The following is a 14,881-nucleotide window of genomic DNA, read 5'->3' on the forward strand; positions in this document are numbered from 1 at the left end:
ACCTAAACTTTAGTCGCTTTGGGTGAACTTAAAACCTCAGTATTGCCCTGAACGGATTTACCGTTGCTGACTCCTTCTCCTTGGCGGGGTTGAATTACACCATAACCACCGTGATGAGAGCGCTTGTAGATCACATTAATTTCTTCAGTCTCGGCATTGCGGAACATATAGAAATCATGATCAATCAATTGAAGCTGTTCTAAAGCTTCATTAATCGTCATTGGAGGCATCGCAAAATATTTTGTGCGAACCACCTCTTGGGGCAATTCAGGAGAACGATTTCCAACCAAGTCTTCAACAACTGGATGTTCGTTAACCACTTCACCCGTTTTGGGTAGATTGTGGGTTTTATCCTGGCGTCTTTCTTTGTACTTCCGCAGTTGGCGAGCAATTTTGTCAGCGACTAGATCAATGCTCGCGTAAAGATTTTCACTACTTTCCTGAGCGCGAATCACAGTTCCGTTGGCATAAATTGTCACTTCTGCGGTTTGTTTTGGATTTATCCGAGGGTTCCGAGCAACTGACAAATGTACATCAACTTCCGTCGTCAATTGTTCAAAATGACTGACAGCTTTTGTAATCTTTTGATGTACATATTCGTGAATTGCAGTCGTAACTTCCAAATTTTTACCCTGGATAACAAGCTTCATAAAGCTCCCTCCCGCTCATAATATGGGCATAATCTCACCTTAACACTAACCCGATACCAAACTTCACCCGTTTAAAATCTTTTTGATCCTGTGACAAAACTTGACTTTTTTAAGTTAAGTTTTGTCAAAAAGTGCTTGATTTTTTTCGGAATTTCTTGTAGGGGTTTTCCTTTCTCCTTAGCTGTGTTTTAAGTATTCTTACTTATTATATTAGCAGAAATGGGTTAATCTATACTATAGTTCACTGGTTTTTTTTACGGTTACTGTGCGTCCCCCTTGTCAAATTTATTACTTCGGATCGGTTCCCTATACGGTGGCTTGGAACTGGCAACACTCTTTGATTGAAGACCGAAAGCTCAACCCGGCTCTTGATGATGTGTTGATGCTGTTGGAACATCCCCCCGTCTATACTTTGGGGCAGGGGGCTGATCTGCAATTTCTCAAGTTTGATCCGCTCAAGAGTCCTGTTGAACTGCATCGGGTAGAACGCGGGGGCGAAGTCACCTATCATTGTCCAGGGCAGTTGGTCGGGTATCCGATTTTAAACCTAAAACGCCATACCCCCGATTTACACTGGTATTTACGGCAGTTAGAAGAAGTGTTAATCCAAGTGTTAAGATTTTATGAACTTCCGGGAGAACGAATTCCCGGTTTAACGGGGGTTTGGATCGGGGAAGTGAAGGTTGCCGCCGTTGGCATTAAAGTCAGTCGCTGGATTACCATGCACGGTTTTGCCTTGAATGTATGCCCTGATATGCAAGGGTTTGAAGCGATTGTTCCCTGTGGTATTGCCCATCGACCCGTCGGGAGTTTAGCCCAATTTATTCCCGGTATTACAATCGAACAAATACGCCCCCAAATTGCTAAAACCTTTGCTCAGATCTTTGAAGTAGAGTTGATTCCGCCTCAAGTCGAGTTGATTCCTACGGGAATAATTTAGTTGAGGTTGACAGATTCCTTCAAGTTGACTGGTCAGGGTCGAAAATCATGCTATAATTTAAGCTGGATTAGGTATCGGTAGCCCAGTTTATGCTGGAATCAGGAAAAATTTTTCTGTTTAGTGTAAGTCCTACTCGCTTACCTCCGAATTCCAATCTCTGCACACCACTCGATTTTAAGAGGTAAGTAATGACTATTTACGTTGGTAATCTTTCCTATAGCGTCACAGAACAAGATCTCACAGAAGTCTTTGCTGAGTACGGTAATGTTAAGCAAGTTCAGCTTCCCATTGATCGGGAAACTCAACGCAAACGGGGTTTCGGCTTCGTGGAAATGGAAACAGATGCTCAAGAAGCCAAAGCCATCGAAGAGTTAGATGGTGCTGAATGGATGGATCGCGTCCTGAAAGTGAATAAAGCCCGTCCTCGTGAAGAACGCAAACCCTCCAGAGGAGGCTGGGGCGGCGGCGGTAATTCTAACTATCGCGGTGGTCGTCAGTAAACAGTTTTAATTCTGATTAACCTGCTCTGAAGTCTTCTTCTGACCGGACAGGGAATTTCAACCCTGTCCCGATGCTGTCGGTGACCTTAGGGCAGCTTGTCCAACCCAATCAATTATTCAAGTGGGAGAATATGGAATGAGCCAAGTCGTTCTCGGTGAAACAGAACAATTAGAGTCCGCCCTACGTCGCTTTAAGCGGAAAGTTTCACAAGCTGGCATTTTTGCCGATCTGAAAAAAAATCGTCATTTTGAAACCCCCGGACAAAAACGCAAGCGGAAAGAGGTAGCTCGCCATAAAGAACGTCGTCGCCTTCGTAACCGTAGACAACAATTTCAAAATAGTGACTCCTAAAGGGAAAAACGGACGATACAGTGAGCCGATTTGGTTTGCTGTCCCGACTTCCTCCCTGACGCTTTAGTTTTTTCCTGGCCCGATGCTGGGTTCTGGGCTGAGGACACGATTATCCTCCCAGGAAGTTCGTTCTGGGGGGAGAGAATGCCATAGGTGTTCAATGTGGTTCGCTGGCATGGTTAGATATAAAATATCCCCCGGTTGTAGCAAAAAGTTCAACAGTTCCCAACTGTGAATCGTTTGATAAGCGGTTTCAATATATAAAGGAACAAAATCTACTTTTCGGGCTACCTCTTGGACTCGTTTTCCAGAAAACGGATGATTGGGAGTAATCAAGGTTCCTAACGCCACCCAAAGACTATCGGCGGTGATTCCACTTCCTAAAATCCGTCCGCCTAATGCCGCCGCCGCAAAGGCTGGAGCCGCAATTTCTGTTGTATTTAAGACCGCTTCAAAATCAAAAACTTGTTGAACCATTAAGGCAAAATGGGAATCATGGGTACGGGTAATCACTCGTAAATGCGGTGCTAATCCCCTCGCACTCAAGGCAATTTCTAAGTTTCCCGTATCATCATTAGTAACAGCCAGTAACGCTTCTGCGGCTTCAACATTCACGCTTTTGAGGGTATTGGCTAAACTCGCATCTCCTTCAAAAACCGGAATTTTTAACCCTTTGGCGGTGCTCATAAATCGACTGTTGGGATCACGTTCAATCACAACGACTTCATACCCGCGTTGATATAAATGTTGAGCAATATTTAATCCCAATTCTCCTAAGCCACAAATAATATAATGATTGCGTTCAGGAACCCGTGTGGCGTTCACATAATCTTTTAACCGAGTGCCTAAAATAAAATCATTCAATAACGCATAACTAATTCCAACTACTCCAGTCCCGATTAACATCATCACAACGGTAAACAGTTTAATCGCCTCCGGGGAATGTTCAACCACTTGTTCATTCCCCCCGGCTCCAGTAATCATTCCCACAGAAAAATACAGAGAATCTACAAAAGAATAACTGGGATCGGCGAAAATATAAGTTAAAGTCGCACCTAATATGGTCAGACATAAAATCAAGCTCACAATCAGAGCAGACTTGGCATATTGTTTAAATTTTTGTAGACCGCGTTTGAATTTTAAAAGTCGATATCCTAAATCTTTTTGAGTTTGACGAGTTTGGGGTTTGAGAGCAACAATTAAGCGATCGCCCACTTGCAGTTGTTGATCAGCCATTACCCCAGAAACTAAATCAATTTGATCTTTAAAAGGTAAATAATAAATTAACATTCGATTAGGTTCAGCCCATAAATCCCTCAAACTTTTTCCCAACCAAGGATGATTTTGATCAATTAACTCTTCATGAATCGGCCAAATTTGATTAAATAATTCCAGTTGTCCAATGGCTTGATTTCCCAAAGCCGCAAAGGCGAATACAGGGGCGGCTAAAGCCGAAACACTCATCGTACTGTGATCGGGTAAGGTTTGATTCAGGCGGGTTCCCAAATTAGTATTAAATAAACGATTAATAATCCGAATTTGAGGATTTAAAATTCGCGCCTGCATTAAAATTGCTAAATTGATCGCTTCATCATTTCCCGCTAAAATTAAAGCATGAGCCGTTTTCACCCCAGCCGCTAATAAAGTGGAGGCGGATCGTAAATTTCCCACAATCACATCAGACCCTTCTTGGGGAATCGGTCGGTCGCTCATTCCCACCACAATCGCCCCTTGTTGTTTCAAGAGTCTAAAAATCTGATATCCGGTGCGACCTAAGCTACAAACGATGATTCGAGGTTTCATAGGTATTGCCATTCATAAAGACGATCTCACGCCAACGTTCTCAAAGTTTAGCTATCACCCGAAATTATTAACGGTATTGTCACTCTCAGACTGTATCTAACAACACGAACTCAAGCAAGAAAAGCAATTTTAATCTTCATCTTCGCTAAAAACAGGCGGCCATAATTCAGCAATGGGTAATTCCCAACCTGGAAACAATTCAGAAATTGTTAAAATATCCTCATTTCCCAGTACAATCGGTTCTTCTGTAGAACGATAAACCGTAACCGTTAACAAATCAGGATCGATCAAAATCGCAACTTGTGATCCTAATTCTAAGAATTTCTTGATTTTCTTTTTGATCAGATTAATGCGATCGCTTTGAGATTTAATTTCTACCACTAAATCCGGCACTAATTCAGCAAAATAGCGCACACTTTGTCTGAGACGAGAAGCCCGCACAAAAGCAACATCAGGGGCTTTAAGATTAGTATCAGGAAGAATAAAACCGCCAGCAGAGTCAAAGACACGACCTAAACGACGGGGATAAACCCAGTTACCTAGTAAACGGCTGAAAATCACTCCAATTTCACTAGAAACAATATCTGATGGCCCCATAATCTCAATTTTTCCCTCTACTAATTCTAACTGATAATCTAAACCAGCTTCTGAGAGGCTTTTTTGGACTTGCTCTAAGTCTTTTATCGTCATTAGAGACATGATCACAAGCTCCTATTGAATTTTTTGTTAACTTTGATTCTAACAAAAATTAAGCGTTTAAAGTCCTGTTAACGCATCAGTATTAGGATCAGGTAAAGGTTGTTGTTGAACATCCACATTAGACCAAGATTTTGAGGGAGTCGAAGGTGCTTTCACGGATAAGCGAGAGGTGGGTTGTAACCGTCCTTGATCTTGTAATTTTACTAATTCTTCTTGATAAATTGCCATTAATCGAGCTAAACTTTCGGCAATTTGATCCCAACTTTCATCACTGACAATTTTATCAGCAATCCCTTGAAATAAATCCCCTTGTTTGCTTTTCTTGACAAATTCTTTTAATCGTTTCCCCGATTTTTGTAAAATGGCTTGGTAAACTTCCCCATTCGACCACCAAACACCCGGTTGAGTTAATAACCAAGTCAGGATATATTCTTGGGCGTGTTGTTCCTTAACCCAAGTTGCGAGATACTGTAGTTCTTCCATCGCTTCCATCAAACAAGACTAAAATTTTATATACCGAATCTTTAAAAAAACCTGACTTAGATTATACACTCAGTAAAATCAACGCTAAGTTGACACTCCCACCCCTACGCTACGCGCTTAGGGTGGGATTCTCGTATCTAGCCCAGTCAAACAAAGACAATTGAATGTACTCTTCTTGTTTGACCGTATTCATCGAGTTCGGGGGTGTGCCAAACACCCCATCAGTTAAACCGGATGAATCCATTACAGAAGCATCTCTCTGTAGGTCTAACTGACAACAGAAACCGTCCCATTGAGATAGGTTTCGTGAAGCATTCAAATCAGAATTATGGTAGTGACCATTAGGGCAATTAAAATCCTGTCGATTTCTTTTACCAATAACACCACAAGTTGAACAAGATTTAGAAGTATAAGGTGCAGGTCTTTTAATTAATTTTAATCCCTTCAGAGCTAACTTATAATTAAGTTTTTGTTCCAAAGAATAATAAGACCAATTATGTCGAGATTCACCGGAATCAGAACGAGATTTCTTACTCTGCTTCATCGTATTTCGACATCCTTCTAAATCCTCAATAACAACATCAGCATTATGGGATTCAGCAAAACGAACAATCCGGCAACTAATGGTATGGTTAATTGCATCCATCCATCGACGCTCTTTTTTGTTCCATTTCTTTAAAGCTCGAAATTTCTTAGCTTCTTGAAGTTGCTGTCTTCTTTGCTGAAAATAGCGTCTTCGATGTTTAACGCTGTGACCTTTAAAGAACTTACCGAAACCCTGTTGAGGTGCAACTACCGCTAAATTGTTCTGTCCTCGGTCACACCCTAATCTTTTCTCTGTCTCAACTTCTGGAACATCCTCAGTAATTGACAGATAGGCATACCACTTATTTCGATGTTTAATTAATTTAAAAGAACCCCCTTGAATTGTTCCCCTTAGCAATCCATCTAAAACAGGTTGCCAATGAGGAGATGCAACTTCAATGGGGATTCTTTTTTCACCTTTGAGGGTTGGGAAACTAATTGAATAGGTACTCCCTTTTTGGCTTAATTTCCAGTTTTGATTGTTAACTTCTACCGGAAGAACTTTATATTGTTTGGTTTGACGACCTGTGGGTGATGTGGTATGCCGAATGACTTGATTCACCAGGGCAGATTTTAACTCGGACATGATTTTAGCTGTTGTCATCTGACGTCGCTCTTTAATCGGCCATGACAACAGCTTATTAGCAATCCGTGTGTTTTCTTCCGTCATTTGCTCAAACATTTGAGCTTTACAACGGTTGAGATTCACGAATTTTAATTTAATCGTCCGAGTTATCTTATTCATGTTAATCATGATAACATAGGGTTTTTCACTCCGCCTAAAGGCGGGTATTCTACATCCCACGTCTTTCAAGCGTGGGATGTAGAATACGGTTATTGTAAGAAGATTACTGCACTTAGTAACCCACAATATTACAGTCAATAGAAATCTATGACACTGCAAAAATTTGGTGTAATTGGTCTAGCCGTCATGGGTGAAAACCTGGCGTTGAACGTCGAGCGCAATGGGTTTCCGATCGCAGTTTATAACCGCACGGGTGCTAAAACCGATGAGTTCATGCAGCAACGGGCTCAGGGAAAAAACGTCAAAGCTGCTTATACCCTGGAAGAATTTGTCCAATCTTTAGAACGTCCGCGCCGCATTTTGGTGATGGTGAAAGCCGGGAAACCCGTTGATGCAGTCATTGATCAGCTTAAACCGTTGCTGGATCAAGATGACATGATTATTGATGGGGGTAACTCCCTCTATGAAGACACTGAACGCCGCACAAAGGAACTAGAAGCCACAGGTTTAGGGTTTGTGGGGATGGGAGTTAGTGGTGGCGAAGAAGGTGCCCTCTGGGGGCCAAGTTTAATGCCGGGAGGGACGGAAGCATCTTATAAAGAATTAGAACCGATTTTAACGAAAATTGCCGCCCAGGTGGATGATGGCCCCTGTGTCACCTTTATTGGGCCAGGTGGCGCGGGTCACTACGTTAAAATGGTGCATAACGGTATTGAATATGGCGATATGCAGTTAATTGCAGAGGCTTATGATTTGCTGAAAAATGTAGCGGGGTTGAATGCGGCTCAACTTCATGAAGTCTTTGCAGAATGGAATACCACCGACGAACTCAATTCTTTTTTAATTGAAATTACGGCGGATATTTTCAAAAAAATTGATCCTGAAACGGGTTTACCGTTAGTTGATTTAATTGTCGATGCTGCTGGACAAAAAGGCACCGGACGTTGGACGGTAATGAGTGCGTTAGAGTTAGGAGTTTCTATTCCAACCATTATCGCTGCGGTCAATAGTCGGATTATTTCTTCCTATAAAGATGAACGGGTCGCCGCCTCTGTGGAATTACCGGGGCCAACGGGTGAATATCAAGGAGATATTGCCAATTTAGTGAATAAAATTCGGGATGCGTTGTATTGTTCTAAAATCTGTTCCTATGCTCAAGGAATGGCGTTATTAAGCGCTGCTTCTAAGGAGTTTGGGTACAATTTAGATCTCGGTGAAATGGCGAGAATTTGGAAAGGAGGTTGTATTATTCGGGCTGGATTTTTGAATAAAATTAAAACAGCCTTTGGCGAAAATCCCAACTTACCGAATTTGTTATTAGCACCGGAATTTAAACAGACAATTTTAGATCGTCAAGAAGCTTGGCGGGAAGTGTTAGTTCTCGCGAATCAATTTGGAATTCCAGTTCCGGCTTTTAGTGCGTCCTTAGACTATTTTGATAGTTATCGACGGGCTACTTTACCCCTGAATTTAACCCAAGCTCAACGGGATTATTTTGGCGCTCATACCTATGAACGCATTGATAAACCCAGAGGTGAATTCTTCCACACAGAATGGACAAAGGATTAATTCAACTTATTTTTAAGTTGGGTTGAGATTTGCCGAAGTCCCCCATTATTTTAGGGGGACTTTTTGTATGGAAATTTATTGATAGCAACCGCCAAGATGGTTAGGACGCAAGGCGCAGTAAGTAGCCGGACAAATCAAAGTTTAATTGATTGAGTTGATGACTAATAAAAAAATCGTCAATTTGTTTCCATTAATATAGCAAGTCTAAATCAGTTATATAAATGTCTTAAAATTCAATTCATCGTAGGGGCGAGGCGCGCCCATTGGCGTCAACTTAAGGAGCGATCGCCCCAAACCTGCTGTGTAAGAGCATCGATTTCTCGATGTCGTTTTCGAGTGGATTTGACCAAGCCAAATAACTTCTGATGTGAGGTTAAATAGCTAATAACATCAGAAGTTTCTCCCCGTAAACTAGCTCGAGAAAAATGATATAAAGCGCGAAATACCATTTCTGTAGAAATTCGTTCTTTCGGTTGACCTAAAGCCATAGCGACATCAGTACACAACTGATTTAAGACGGCATAAAATATCCAGGTTGATAAAATTTGAATTTGGATTCCGTTGCTATCTCCCACCCAGAGATAGGCTAATCCTAATAATCTCTTCGTTAATAAAAAGGCTTGTTCAATTTGCCAGCGATTTCGGTACAACTCACAAACTTGTTGAGCCGATAATTCCTCTGGATCTAAGACATTGGTTAAATAGCGATACCAAGTTTTTCCCCATAAGACTGAGACTAATCGTACAGGCTGATGACATCGGTTAGAACGGTACAATCCCATCTGGATAATTTCATCTTGATAGTATAACCCTTGGCTTAATGTTTTTTTGACTTGATAGGCTGTTTTTTCTCTTAATCGGGTTACAAAAAATTTTTTTTGTTCTGTAAATTCATCAAACCACCCAAACTTAAAAAAACCTAAGTCAAAAATCATTAATCCCCCTTGGGGAAGTTGTTCTAACAGTTGGTCAGTAAAGATTTTATCGTTAGCTTTTGATTCTTCTGTATACCACATTTTCACCGGTCTATATGTCCAGGCTTCTACAATCACCATCATCTTTCCCCCTAACACTGTGTTACCCTTTCTCAGCACTTTTAACTTTTTAAATATTTCTTCCAGTGTCGAACCATCTGCTATCCAAATTCCTGTAAACTTTTCTGAGATCCCTTGCCATTTTTCCGGCACTCCCTTCAGATTTTCTTCGCTTTTTAATTTCTCTATCACCTGTTCAAAGATTTCTACAAATAAACTCGCTGGTAGCGTTCTTAATCTTTTTGATAACGCTTCCACACTCACTTGCATCGGTTCTATCCACAGCATTCCTTCTTCCGTTAGGATTCTTAACAGTTCTCGCAATCCAGCTATTCTTCTATAGACTAAGCCAATAACTACTGCCATCATCACTGGTAAATTTAATACTCGCGAACGCAGTTTTTTTTCCTGAATTCCTCGGCTTTCCTTTAACGGTTTAAAATTTTCGGGTGTTAGTAGTCTATACAGTTCTTTTTCTAGCACTTCTAATGGTGGCCCTGCCATTTGACTTTGATGCCTTAAATCCGCATTTCTCAAAATTCTCCCTGTTGTTTTACTCATCTGATTTCTTTCCCCCTTCCACTAACACTGACCTTGGCGATCGCCCCTTTAAACTAACACCTACAGTTGCCACGTTGCCAGGGCGACTACTCATCGCCCTCTTCAACTCCCATTAGTCGTTGCGATCGCCTTTCCTTAAGTTGACACCAATGGGCGCGCCTCGCCCCTACTGGGATTTTTGTCCAGTTTTGAGGATTAATAATACTGATGATTAGGATTGTACAATCCATTTAGACTTGCTATACGACTAATTTCTTAGGAATGAAAAAGTAATAACTTGATGGGCTTCAGGTATAATGAAGTATAGGCACTGATGGCAGATTTTACAAAAATTGAGAGAACCGGGCAACGGATTTTTCGATTAAACTACACAACTTAACTTAAAACCTATGTTTTATTCTAGTTCAATTGAGGAAGAAATGAAAAAGTTTTATAACTCTTTATCAGAAAAGGATAAAAGAAGATATGCAGCGATAGAGGCTCAAAAACTGGGATGGGGAGGAATTAGTTATATCATCAAACTGTTGGGTTGTACTCGAAACACAATCGTCCGAGGAATAAAAGAGTTAAAAGAACTGGATGAACAGACTATTAATGATGTAAGAATTAGAAAAAAAGGAGGAGGAAGAAAAAGTATTTTTTCCACCCAAATTGGAATAGATGAAGCCTTTTTAGAAGTGTTAAAGTCCCGCACAGCCGGAGATCCTATGAACGAGTCAATTAAATGGACTAATTTAACCCACAAAGAAATTGCTTTGGGACTTAAGGAAGCCGGATTTAATATCAGTCCTCCCACCGTAAAGAAACTCTTAAAAAAGCATGGGTATGTCAAGCGAAAAGCACAAAAAAAGCAAACTACAGGAATTAATAAAGACCGAAATGCTCAATTTGAAAATATTGCTAGACTCGATACCCTGTATAGAGAAGCCGGTAATCCTATTATTAGTTTTGACACTAAAAAGAAAGAAGTTTTAGGGAATTTATATCGTCCAGGTACTCTGTATACAACTGAGCCTGTTACTACTTGGGATCATGATTTTTGGAGCTTAGGTCATGGAAAAGTCATTCCCCATGGCATTTACGATACTCAAAAAAACCGAGGATATGTAACATTAGGTAACAGTAAAGATACCAGTGAATTTGCTTGTAATGCTCTTAAACATTGGTAGAATCATTATGGAAAAGCTCTCTATCCTCATGCCAATTCGATTTTAGCTAAGTGTGATGGGGGTGGCAGTAATAATGCTAATCATTATATTTTTAAACAAGATTTACAAAAGTTAGTGGATGAAATTGGAATTGAGATCAGAATTGCTCATTACCCTCCCTATACATCTAAATATAATCCCATTGAACATCGACTTTTTCCTCATCTAACTCGAGCTTGTCAAGGAGTGATTTTTACCAGTCTTGGTTTGGTCAAAACTCTCATGGAAAAAACTCGTACTAATACAGGGCTATCTGTCGTTGTTAATGTCGTTGATCAGGTCTATCAAACGGGTCGGAAGGTAACTGATCATTTCAAAAAAACTCTGAAAATTGTTTTTGATGAATATTTACCCAAATGGAACTATCGAGCCGTACCTCAACTCACTCATTAATCCATTTATTGATTTTTCATTCCTTAGCAAAATTGTATCTTTAATTTTTCCCAAATAAATATGCAATAAATATTTAATAAATACTGCGATTTTTCACGACAAATAGACTCTCTAGTATAGCAATAAAAAAAGATAAGAGTTTTTCCTGATGGCTTGGAGCAATAGAGAAGAAATTAATACAATTTCAAACATTAATTTCTCTATCATAAAGGAAAATTAAGCATGGCTGAACGGTTCGTTATTAATAATCAAGATTCGGGAGCAGGCTCATTACGAGACGCGATTAATCAAGCTCAGTCTGGTGATATGATTAAATTTAATCCGACTCTCCTCGGAGGAAATACTATTACCCTAACTACAGGAAAATTAGATATTCCTGTGGGTAGAAATTTAATTATTGATGGGATTGATAATCCTAATTTAATCATTAGTGGAAATAACCAATTTACGGTTTTTTATCTCAATTCAACATCGGTTACACCCACCAGTTTAACACTTCAAAATCTAACGATTAATAATGGCTATACTCCAGAACGAGGCGGTGGAGTTTCTACAACTCATCAAGGAATTTTAACCATAGATAATGTCAAATTCAATGATAATATCGCCGACAAAGGCGGTGGAGCAATTTTTAGTGCCTTTGAAGGTAATTTAACCGTTAATAACAGTGAATTTAATCGAAATAAAGCGATCGTAGGTAATGATGAACGAGGTGCAGGAGCGATCGCCTTTTGGGGGCCTAGAAATATTATTGTTACCAACAGCAAATTTAGTGAAAATGAAGGAATTAATGGAGCAGCTATTAATAGTTTAAATGGAAAATTAACCATTGAAAACTCTACCTTTTTAAATAATAAAACTACTGCTGCTGTTTATGCAACGGGTGAAAATAACCCCTTTTTAAGAGGATTTGGAGGGGCTGTTTACACAGATCGCGCTAGTTCTACGAATGAACCATCAGGAACGATTCGGATTGTTAATAGCCGTTTTGAAGGCAATATGGGTCGAGGAGAAGGAGGCGCGGCTTACCTATTTACCGGAACCCAAGATAACGTTATTTTTGACTCCAATCTATTTATCAATAACCAAATTTTACCCCTTCCTAATGGCGGAAATAATGGTAATGGGGGGGCTGTTGTTCAAATTAGTAATGGATTAAACCAGGGATTTACAGTTAACAATACAGCTTTTATAAATAATACCGCAGCCAGTCAAGGTGGAGGCATTTGGATGATGGATGCTCCTACAACAATTACTAATAGTACCTTTTCAGGAAATCGGGCAGAAGCAACAACAGATCAAGGTAATGGTGGGGCAATGGCTCTTTATGGCCCCACTAATATTGTTAATACTACTATTGCCGATAATTATGCAGGATGGGCAGGTGGTGGAGTTTCCGCAGCATCAGATGAAACGGTGACTGTTCAAAATACAATTTTCTATAATAATACTGCCAATAATGGGGGGAATTCATGGAATATTTTACAACATACTAATCGAACTTTTAGCGATTTAGGCGGAAATATTCAATGGCCAGGAAATCCTAATCAAACGGGAGATAATTATAACGCGACAACAAATATTGTCAAAGTTGATCCTCAATTAGGAACCCTCCAAAATGTCAACGGAACTTATATTTATCCTTTATTAATTGGTAGTCCTGCTATTGATACCGGAGTCAATAATTCATTAACAACTGATCAACAAAATCAACCTCGTCCTGTTGATGGCGATCAAAATGGAACAGTGATTATTGATAGTGGTGCTTACGAGTTCACTGTTACGCCATCACCAACTCCCACACCATCACCAACACCATCACCGACTCCAACACCATCACCGACTCCAACACCATCACCGACTCCAACACCGACTCCAACACCATCACCGACTCCAACACCATCGCCAACACCAACACCAACACCATCGCCAACATCAACACCATCGCCAACACCATCGCCAACACCATCGCCAACACCATCGCCAACACCAACACCAACACCATCGCCAACATCAACACCATCACCAACACCGACCCCATCACCATCACCAACACCATCACCAACTCCATCACCAACTCCCACTCCCACACCATCACCATCACCGACTCCATCACCAACTCCCACACCATCACCAACTCCATCACCAACTCCATCACCGACCCCATCACCATCGCCAACTCCATCACCAACACCAACACCGACCCCATCACCAACTCCCACTCCCACACCATCACCATCACCGACTCCAACACCATCACCGACCCCTGCACCAACTCCCACCCCATCACCGACTCCAACACCATCACCGACTCCTGTACCCACTCCCACACCATCACCAGATGACTGTTCTTCTAAACCCTTTCCCCCTGTGGATGTAGAAACCAGTCGTCAAAAAAATGTTATTCAAAATTACTTCAATGGAACCGAAAATAACGATTATTTGATAGGAACTGATGTGAATGAAGCAATTGATGGAGGAAATGGAGACGACATTTTATTGGGGATGGAAGGAAATGATAATTTAGACGGAAAAATTGGAAATGATACTATTTTTGGGGGTCAGGGAACCGATTTTATTAATGGTGATACAGGTTCAGATTTTCTGTATGGTAACGAAGATTCAGATTTTCTCTTTGGAATGGAAGGAGAAGATCACCTTTGGGGAGATAACGGGGATGATTATTTGAGTGGGGGAACTGAAAATGATAATTTATTAGGGGGAAGTGGAAATGATTTAATATTTGGGGATGAGGGAGATGACACCTTATTTGGTGAAACGGATAATGACTCTCTCAGTGGAGGATTAGGAAACGATATTTTATTTGGAAATCAAGGTAACGATCAACTTCAGGGAAATTTAGGTAATGATACAATTTATGGCGGAAAAAATGATGACTTTTTGTGGGGTAATGAGGATAATGATTTATTATTTGGAAATTTAGAATCTGATACGTTAGAAGGATGCGAAGGCAATGATAGTCTTTATGGGGGTCAAAACAATGATAGTTTAATGGGCGGAATGGGTAATGATTTCCTCAGTGGAGATCAAGGAGAAGATACATTAATCGGAGGAAGTGGAAATGACCAATTTACGATCGCAATTGGCACTGGAAACGATATCATTCTTGACTTTAATATCAACGAAGATCTAATTAATTTAGTTGGAGGATTAACCTTTGAACAATTAACTTTGACAACACAAAATAATTCTACCTTAATTCAGTTAGCCAATAATGGAGAAATATTAGCAACATTAATCGGCGTTAATTCTTCTAGTTTAAATGGTAGTCACTTTACAATCTAATTCTGCTGATTGGAACAATTCGTAGTAAAGCGTTTACGCCTCAAATCTCTAAA

The 14,881-nt window shown here is 40.3% G+C and carries 11 protein-coding genes and 1 pseudogene; 6 read left to right on the forward strand and 6 right to left on the reverse strand.

Annotated features, from left to right (window positions below):
- Positions 1-2 precede the first annotated feature (2 nt).
- Entirely contained in the window at positions 3-650 is a 648-nt protein-coding gene (hpf, locus tag NMK36_RS13575; protein WP_072720557.1) for a ribosome hibernation-promoting factor, HPF/YfiA family, read from the reverse strand.
- A gap of 265 nt (positions 651-915) precedes the next feature.
- On the opposite strand from hpf, the gene lipB reads away from it, so the two are divergent.
- The 3 genes from lipB to rpsU all read left to right on the forward strand — a co-directional run bounded on the left by lipB (position 916) and on the right by rpsU (position 2,442).
- The gene (gene lipB / locus NMK36_RS13580; RefSeq protein ID WP_254173958.1) at positions 916-1,590 is read left to right on the forward strand and encodes a lipoyl(octanoyl) transferase LipB; all 675 of its coding nucleotides are present in this window, start codon (positions 916-918) and stop codon (positions 1,588-1,590) included.
- Between the two features lie 188 nt (positions 1,591-1,778).
- Entirely contained in the window at positions 1,779-2,090 is a 312-nt protein-coding gene (locus NMK36_RS13585; protein WP_072720559.1) for an RNA recognition motif domain-containing protein, read from the forward strand.
- 136 nt (positions 2,091-2,226) lie between these two features.
- The gene (gene rpsU, locus NMK36_RS13590) at positions 2,227-2,442 is read left to right on the forward strand and encodes a 30S ribosomal protein S21 (protein ID WP_072720560.1); all 216 of its coding nucleotides are present in this window, start codon (positions 2,227-2,229) and stop codon (positions 2,440-2,442) included.
- 63 nt (positions 2,443-2,505) lie between these two features.
- On the opposite strand, the gene NMK36_RS13595 is transcribed toward rpsU, so the two are convergent.
- From NMK36_RS13595 to NMK36_RS13610, 4 genes are all read right to left on the reverse strand, one after another.
- Positions 2,506-4,245 carry a potassium channel family protein gene (locus tag NMK36_RS13595; protein ID WP_072720561.1) on the reverse strand — a complete coding sequence of 580 codons (1,740 nt, stop codon included), beginning with the start codon at positions 4,243-4,245 and terminating at the stop codon, positions 2,506-2,508.
- A gap of 129 nt (positions 4,246-4,374) precedes the next feature.
- Positions 4,375-4,944 (reverse strand): Uma2 family endonuclease, encoded by a 570-nt coding sequence (locus NMK36_RS13600; RefSeq protein ID WP_072720562.1) that lies wholly within the window; start codon positions 4,942-4,944, stop codon positions 4,375-4,377.
- 57 nt (positions 4,945-5,001) lie between these two features.
- The gene (locus NMK36_RS13605; RefSeq protein ID WP_072721144.1) at positions 5,002-5,427 is read right to left on the reverse strand and encodes a hypothetical protein; all 426 of its coding nucleotides are present in this window, start codon (positions 5,425-5,427) and stop codon (positions 5,002-5,004) included.
- 109 nt (positions 5,428-5,536) lie between these two features.
- Positions 5,537-6,757 carry an RNA-guided endonuclease TnpB family protein gene (locus NMK36_RS13610; RefSeq protein ID WP_072720563.1) on the reverse strand — a complete coding sequence of 407 codons (1,221 nt, stop codon included), beginning with the start codon at positions 6,755-6,757 and terminating at the stop codon, positions 5,537-5,539.
- Positions 6,758-6,904: 147 nt separating this feature from the next.
- Here NMK36_RS13610 and gnd point away from each other — a divergent pair, with 147 nt between their 5' ends.
- Positions 6,905-8,326 carry a decarboxylating NADP(+)-dependent phosphogluconate dehydrogenase gene (gnd, locus tag NMK36_RS13615; protein WP_072720564.1) on the forward strand — a complete coding sequence of 474 codons (1,422 nt, stop codon included), beginning with the start codon at positions 6,905-6,907 and terminating at the stop codon, positions 8,324-8,326.
- 269 nt (positions 8,327-8,595) lie between these two features.
- Here gnd and NMK36_RS13620 read toward each other — a convergent pair whose 3' ends face one another.
- A complete protein-coding gene (locus NMK36_RS13620) occupies positions 8,596-9,921 on the reverse strand; it encodes an IS4 family transposase (RefSeq protein ID WP_254173354.1) in 1,326 nt (441 codons plus the stop codon).
- Positions 9,922-10,340: 419 nt separating this feature from the next.
- On the opposite strand from NMK36_RS13620, the pseudogene NMK36_RS13625 reads away from it, so the two are divergent.
- A pseudogene (locus NMK36_RS13625) lies at positions 10,341-11,522 on the forward strand (ISAzo13 family transposase).
- 222 nt (positions 11,523-11,744) lie between these two features.
- Positions 11,745-14,828: a calcium-binding protein gene (locus tag NMK36_RS13630; RefSeq protein ID WP_254173959.1), complete on the forward strand. Its 3,084-nt coding sequence runs from the start codon at positions 11,745-11,747 to the stop codon at positions 14,826-14,828.
- Positions 14,829-14,881 lie beyond the last annotated feature (53 nt).

Origin of the sequence: Planktothrix pseudagardhii, from assembly GCF_904830925.1 — a bacterium.
GTDB lineage: Bacteria > Cyanobacteriota > Cyanobacteriia > Cyanobacteriales > Microcoleaceae > Planktothrix > Planktothrix tepida.

Coding starts and splice junctions, on each gene's coding strand:
- NMK36_RS13595 (WP_072720561.1), bottom strand. CDS start 4,245: ATGAAACCTCGAATCATCGTTTGTAGCTTAGGTCGCACCGGATATCAG.
- NMK36_RS13585 (WP_072720559.1), top strand. CDS start 1,779: ATGACTATTTACGTTGGTAATCTTTCCTATAGCGTCACAGAACAAGAT.
- rpsU (WP_072720560.1), top strand. CDS start 2,227: ATGAGCCAAGTCGTTCTCGGTGAAACAGAACAATTAGAGTCCGCCCTA.
- NMK36_RS13600 (WP_072720562.1), bottom strand. CDS start 4,944: ATGTCTCTAATGACGATAAAAGACTTAGAGCAAGTCCAAAAAAGCCTC.
- NMK36_RS13605 (WP_072721144.1), bottom strand. CDS start 5,427: ATGGAAGAACTACAGTATCTCGCAACTTGGGTTAAGGAACAACACGCC.
- NMK36_RS13630 (WP_254173959.1), top strand. CDS start 11,745: ATGGCTGAACGGTTCGTTATTAATAATCAAGATTCGGGAGCAGGCTCA.
- hpf (WP_072720557.1), bottom strand. CDS start 650: ATGAAGCTTGTTATCCAGGGTAAAAATTTGGAAGTTACGACTGCAATT.
- NMK36_RS13620 (WP_254173354.1), bottom strand. CDS start 9,921: ATGAGTAAAACAACAGGGAGAATTTTGAGAAATGCGGATTTAAGGCAT.
- gnd (WP_072720564.1), top strand. CDS start 6,905: ATGACACTGCAAAAATTTGGTGTAATTGGTCTAGCCGTCATGGGTGAA.
- NMK36_RS13610 (WP_072720563.1), bottom strand. CDS start 6,757: ATGAATAAGATAACTCGGACGATTAAATTAAAATTCGTGAATCTCAAC.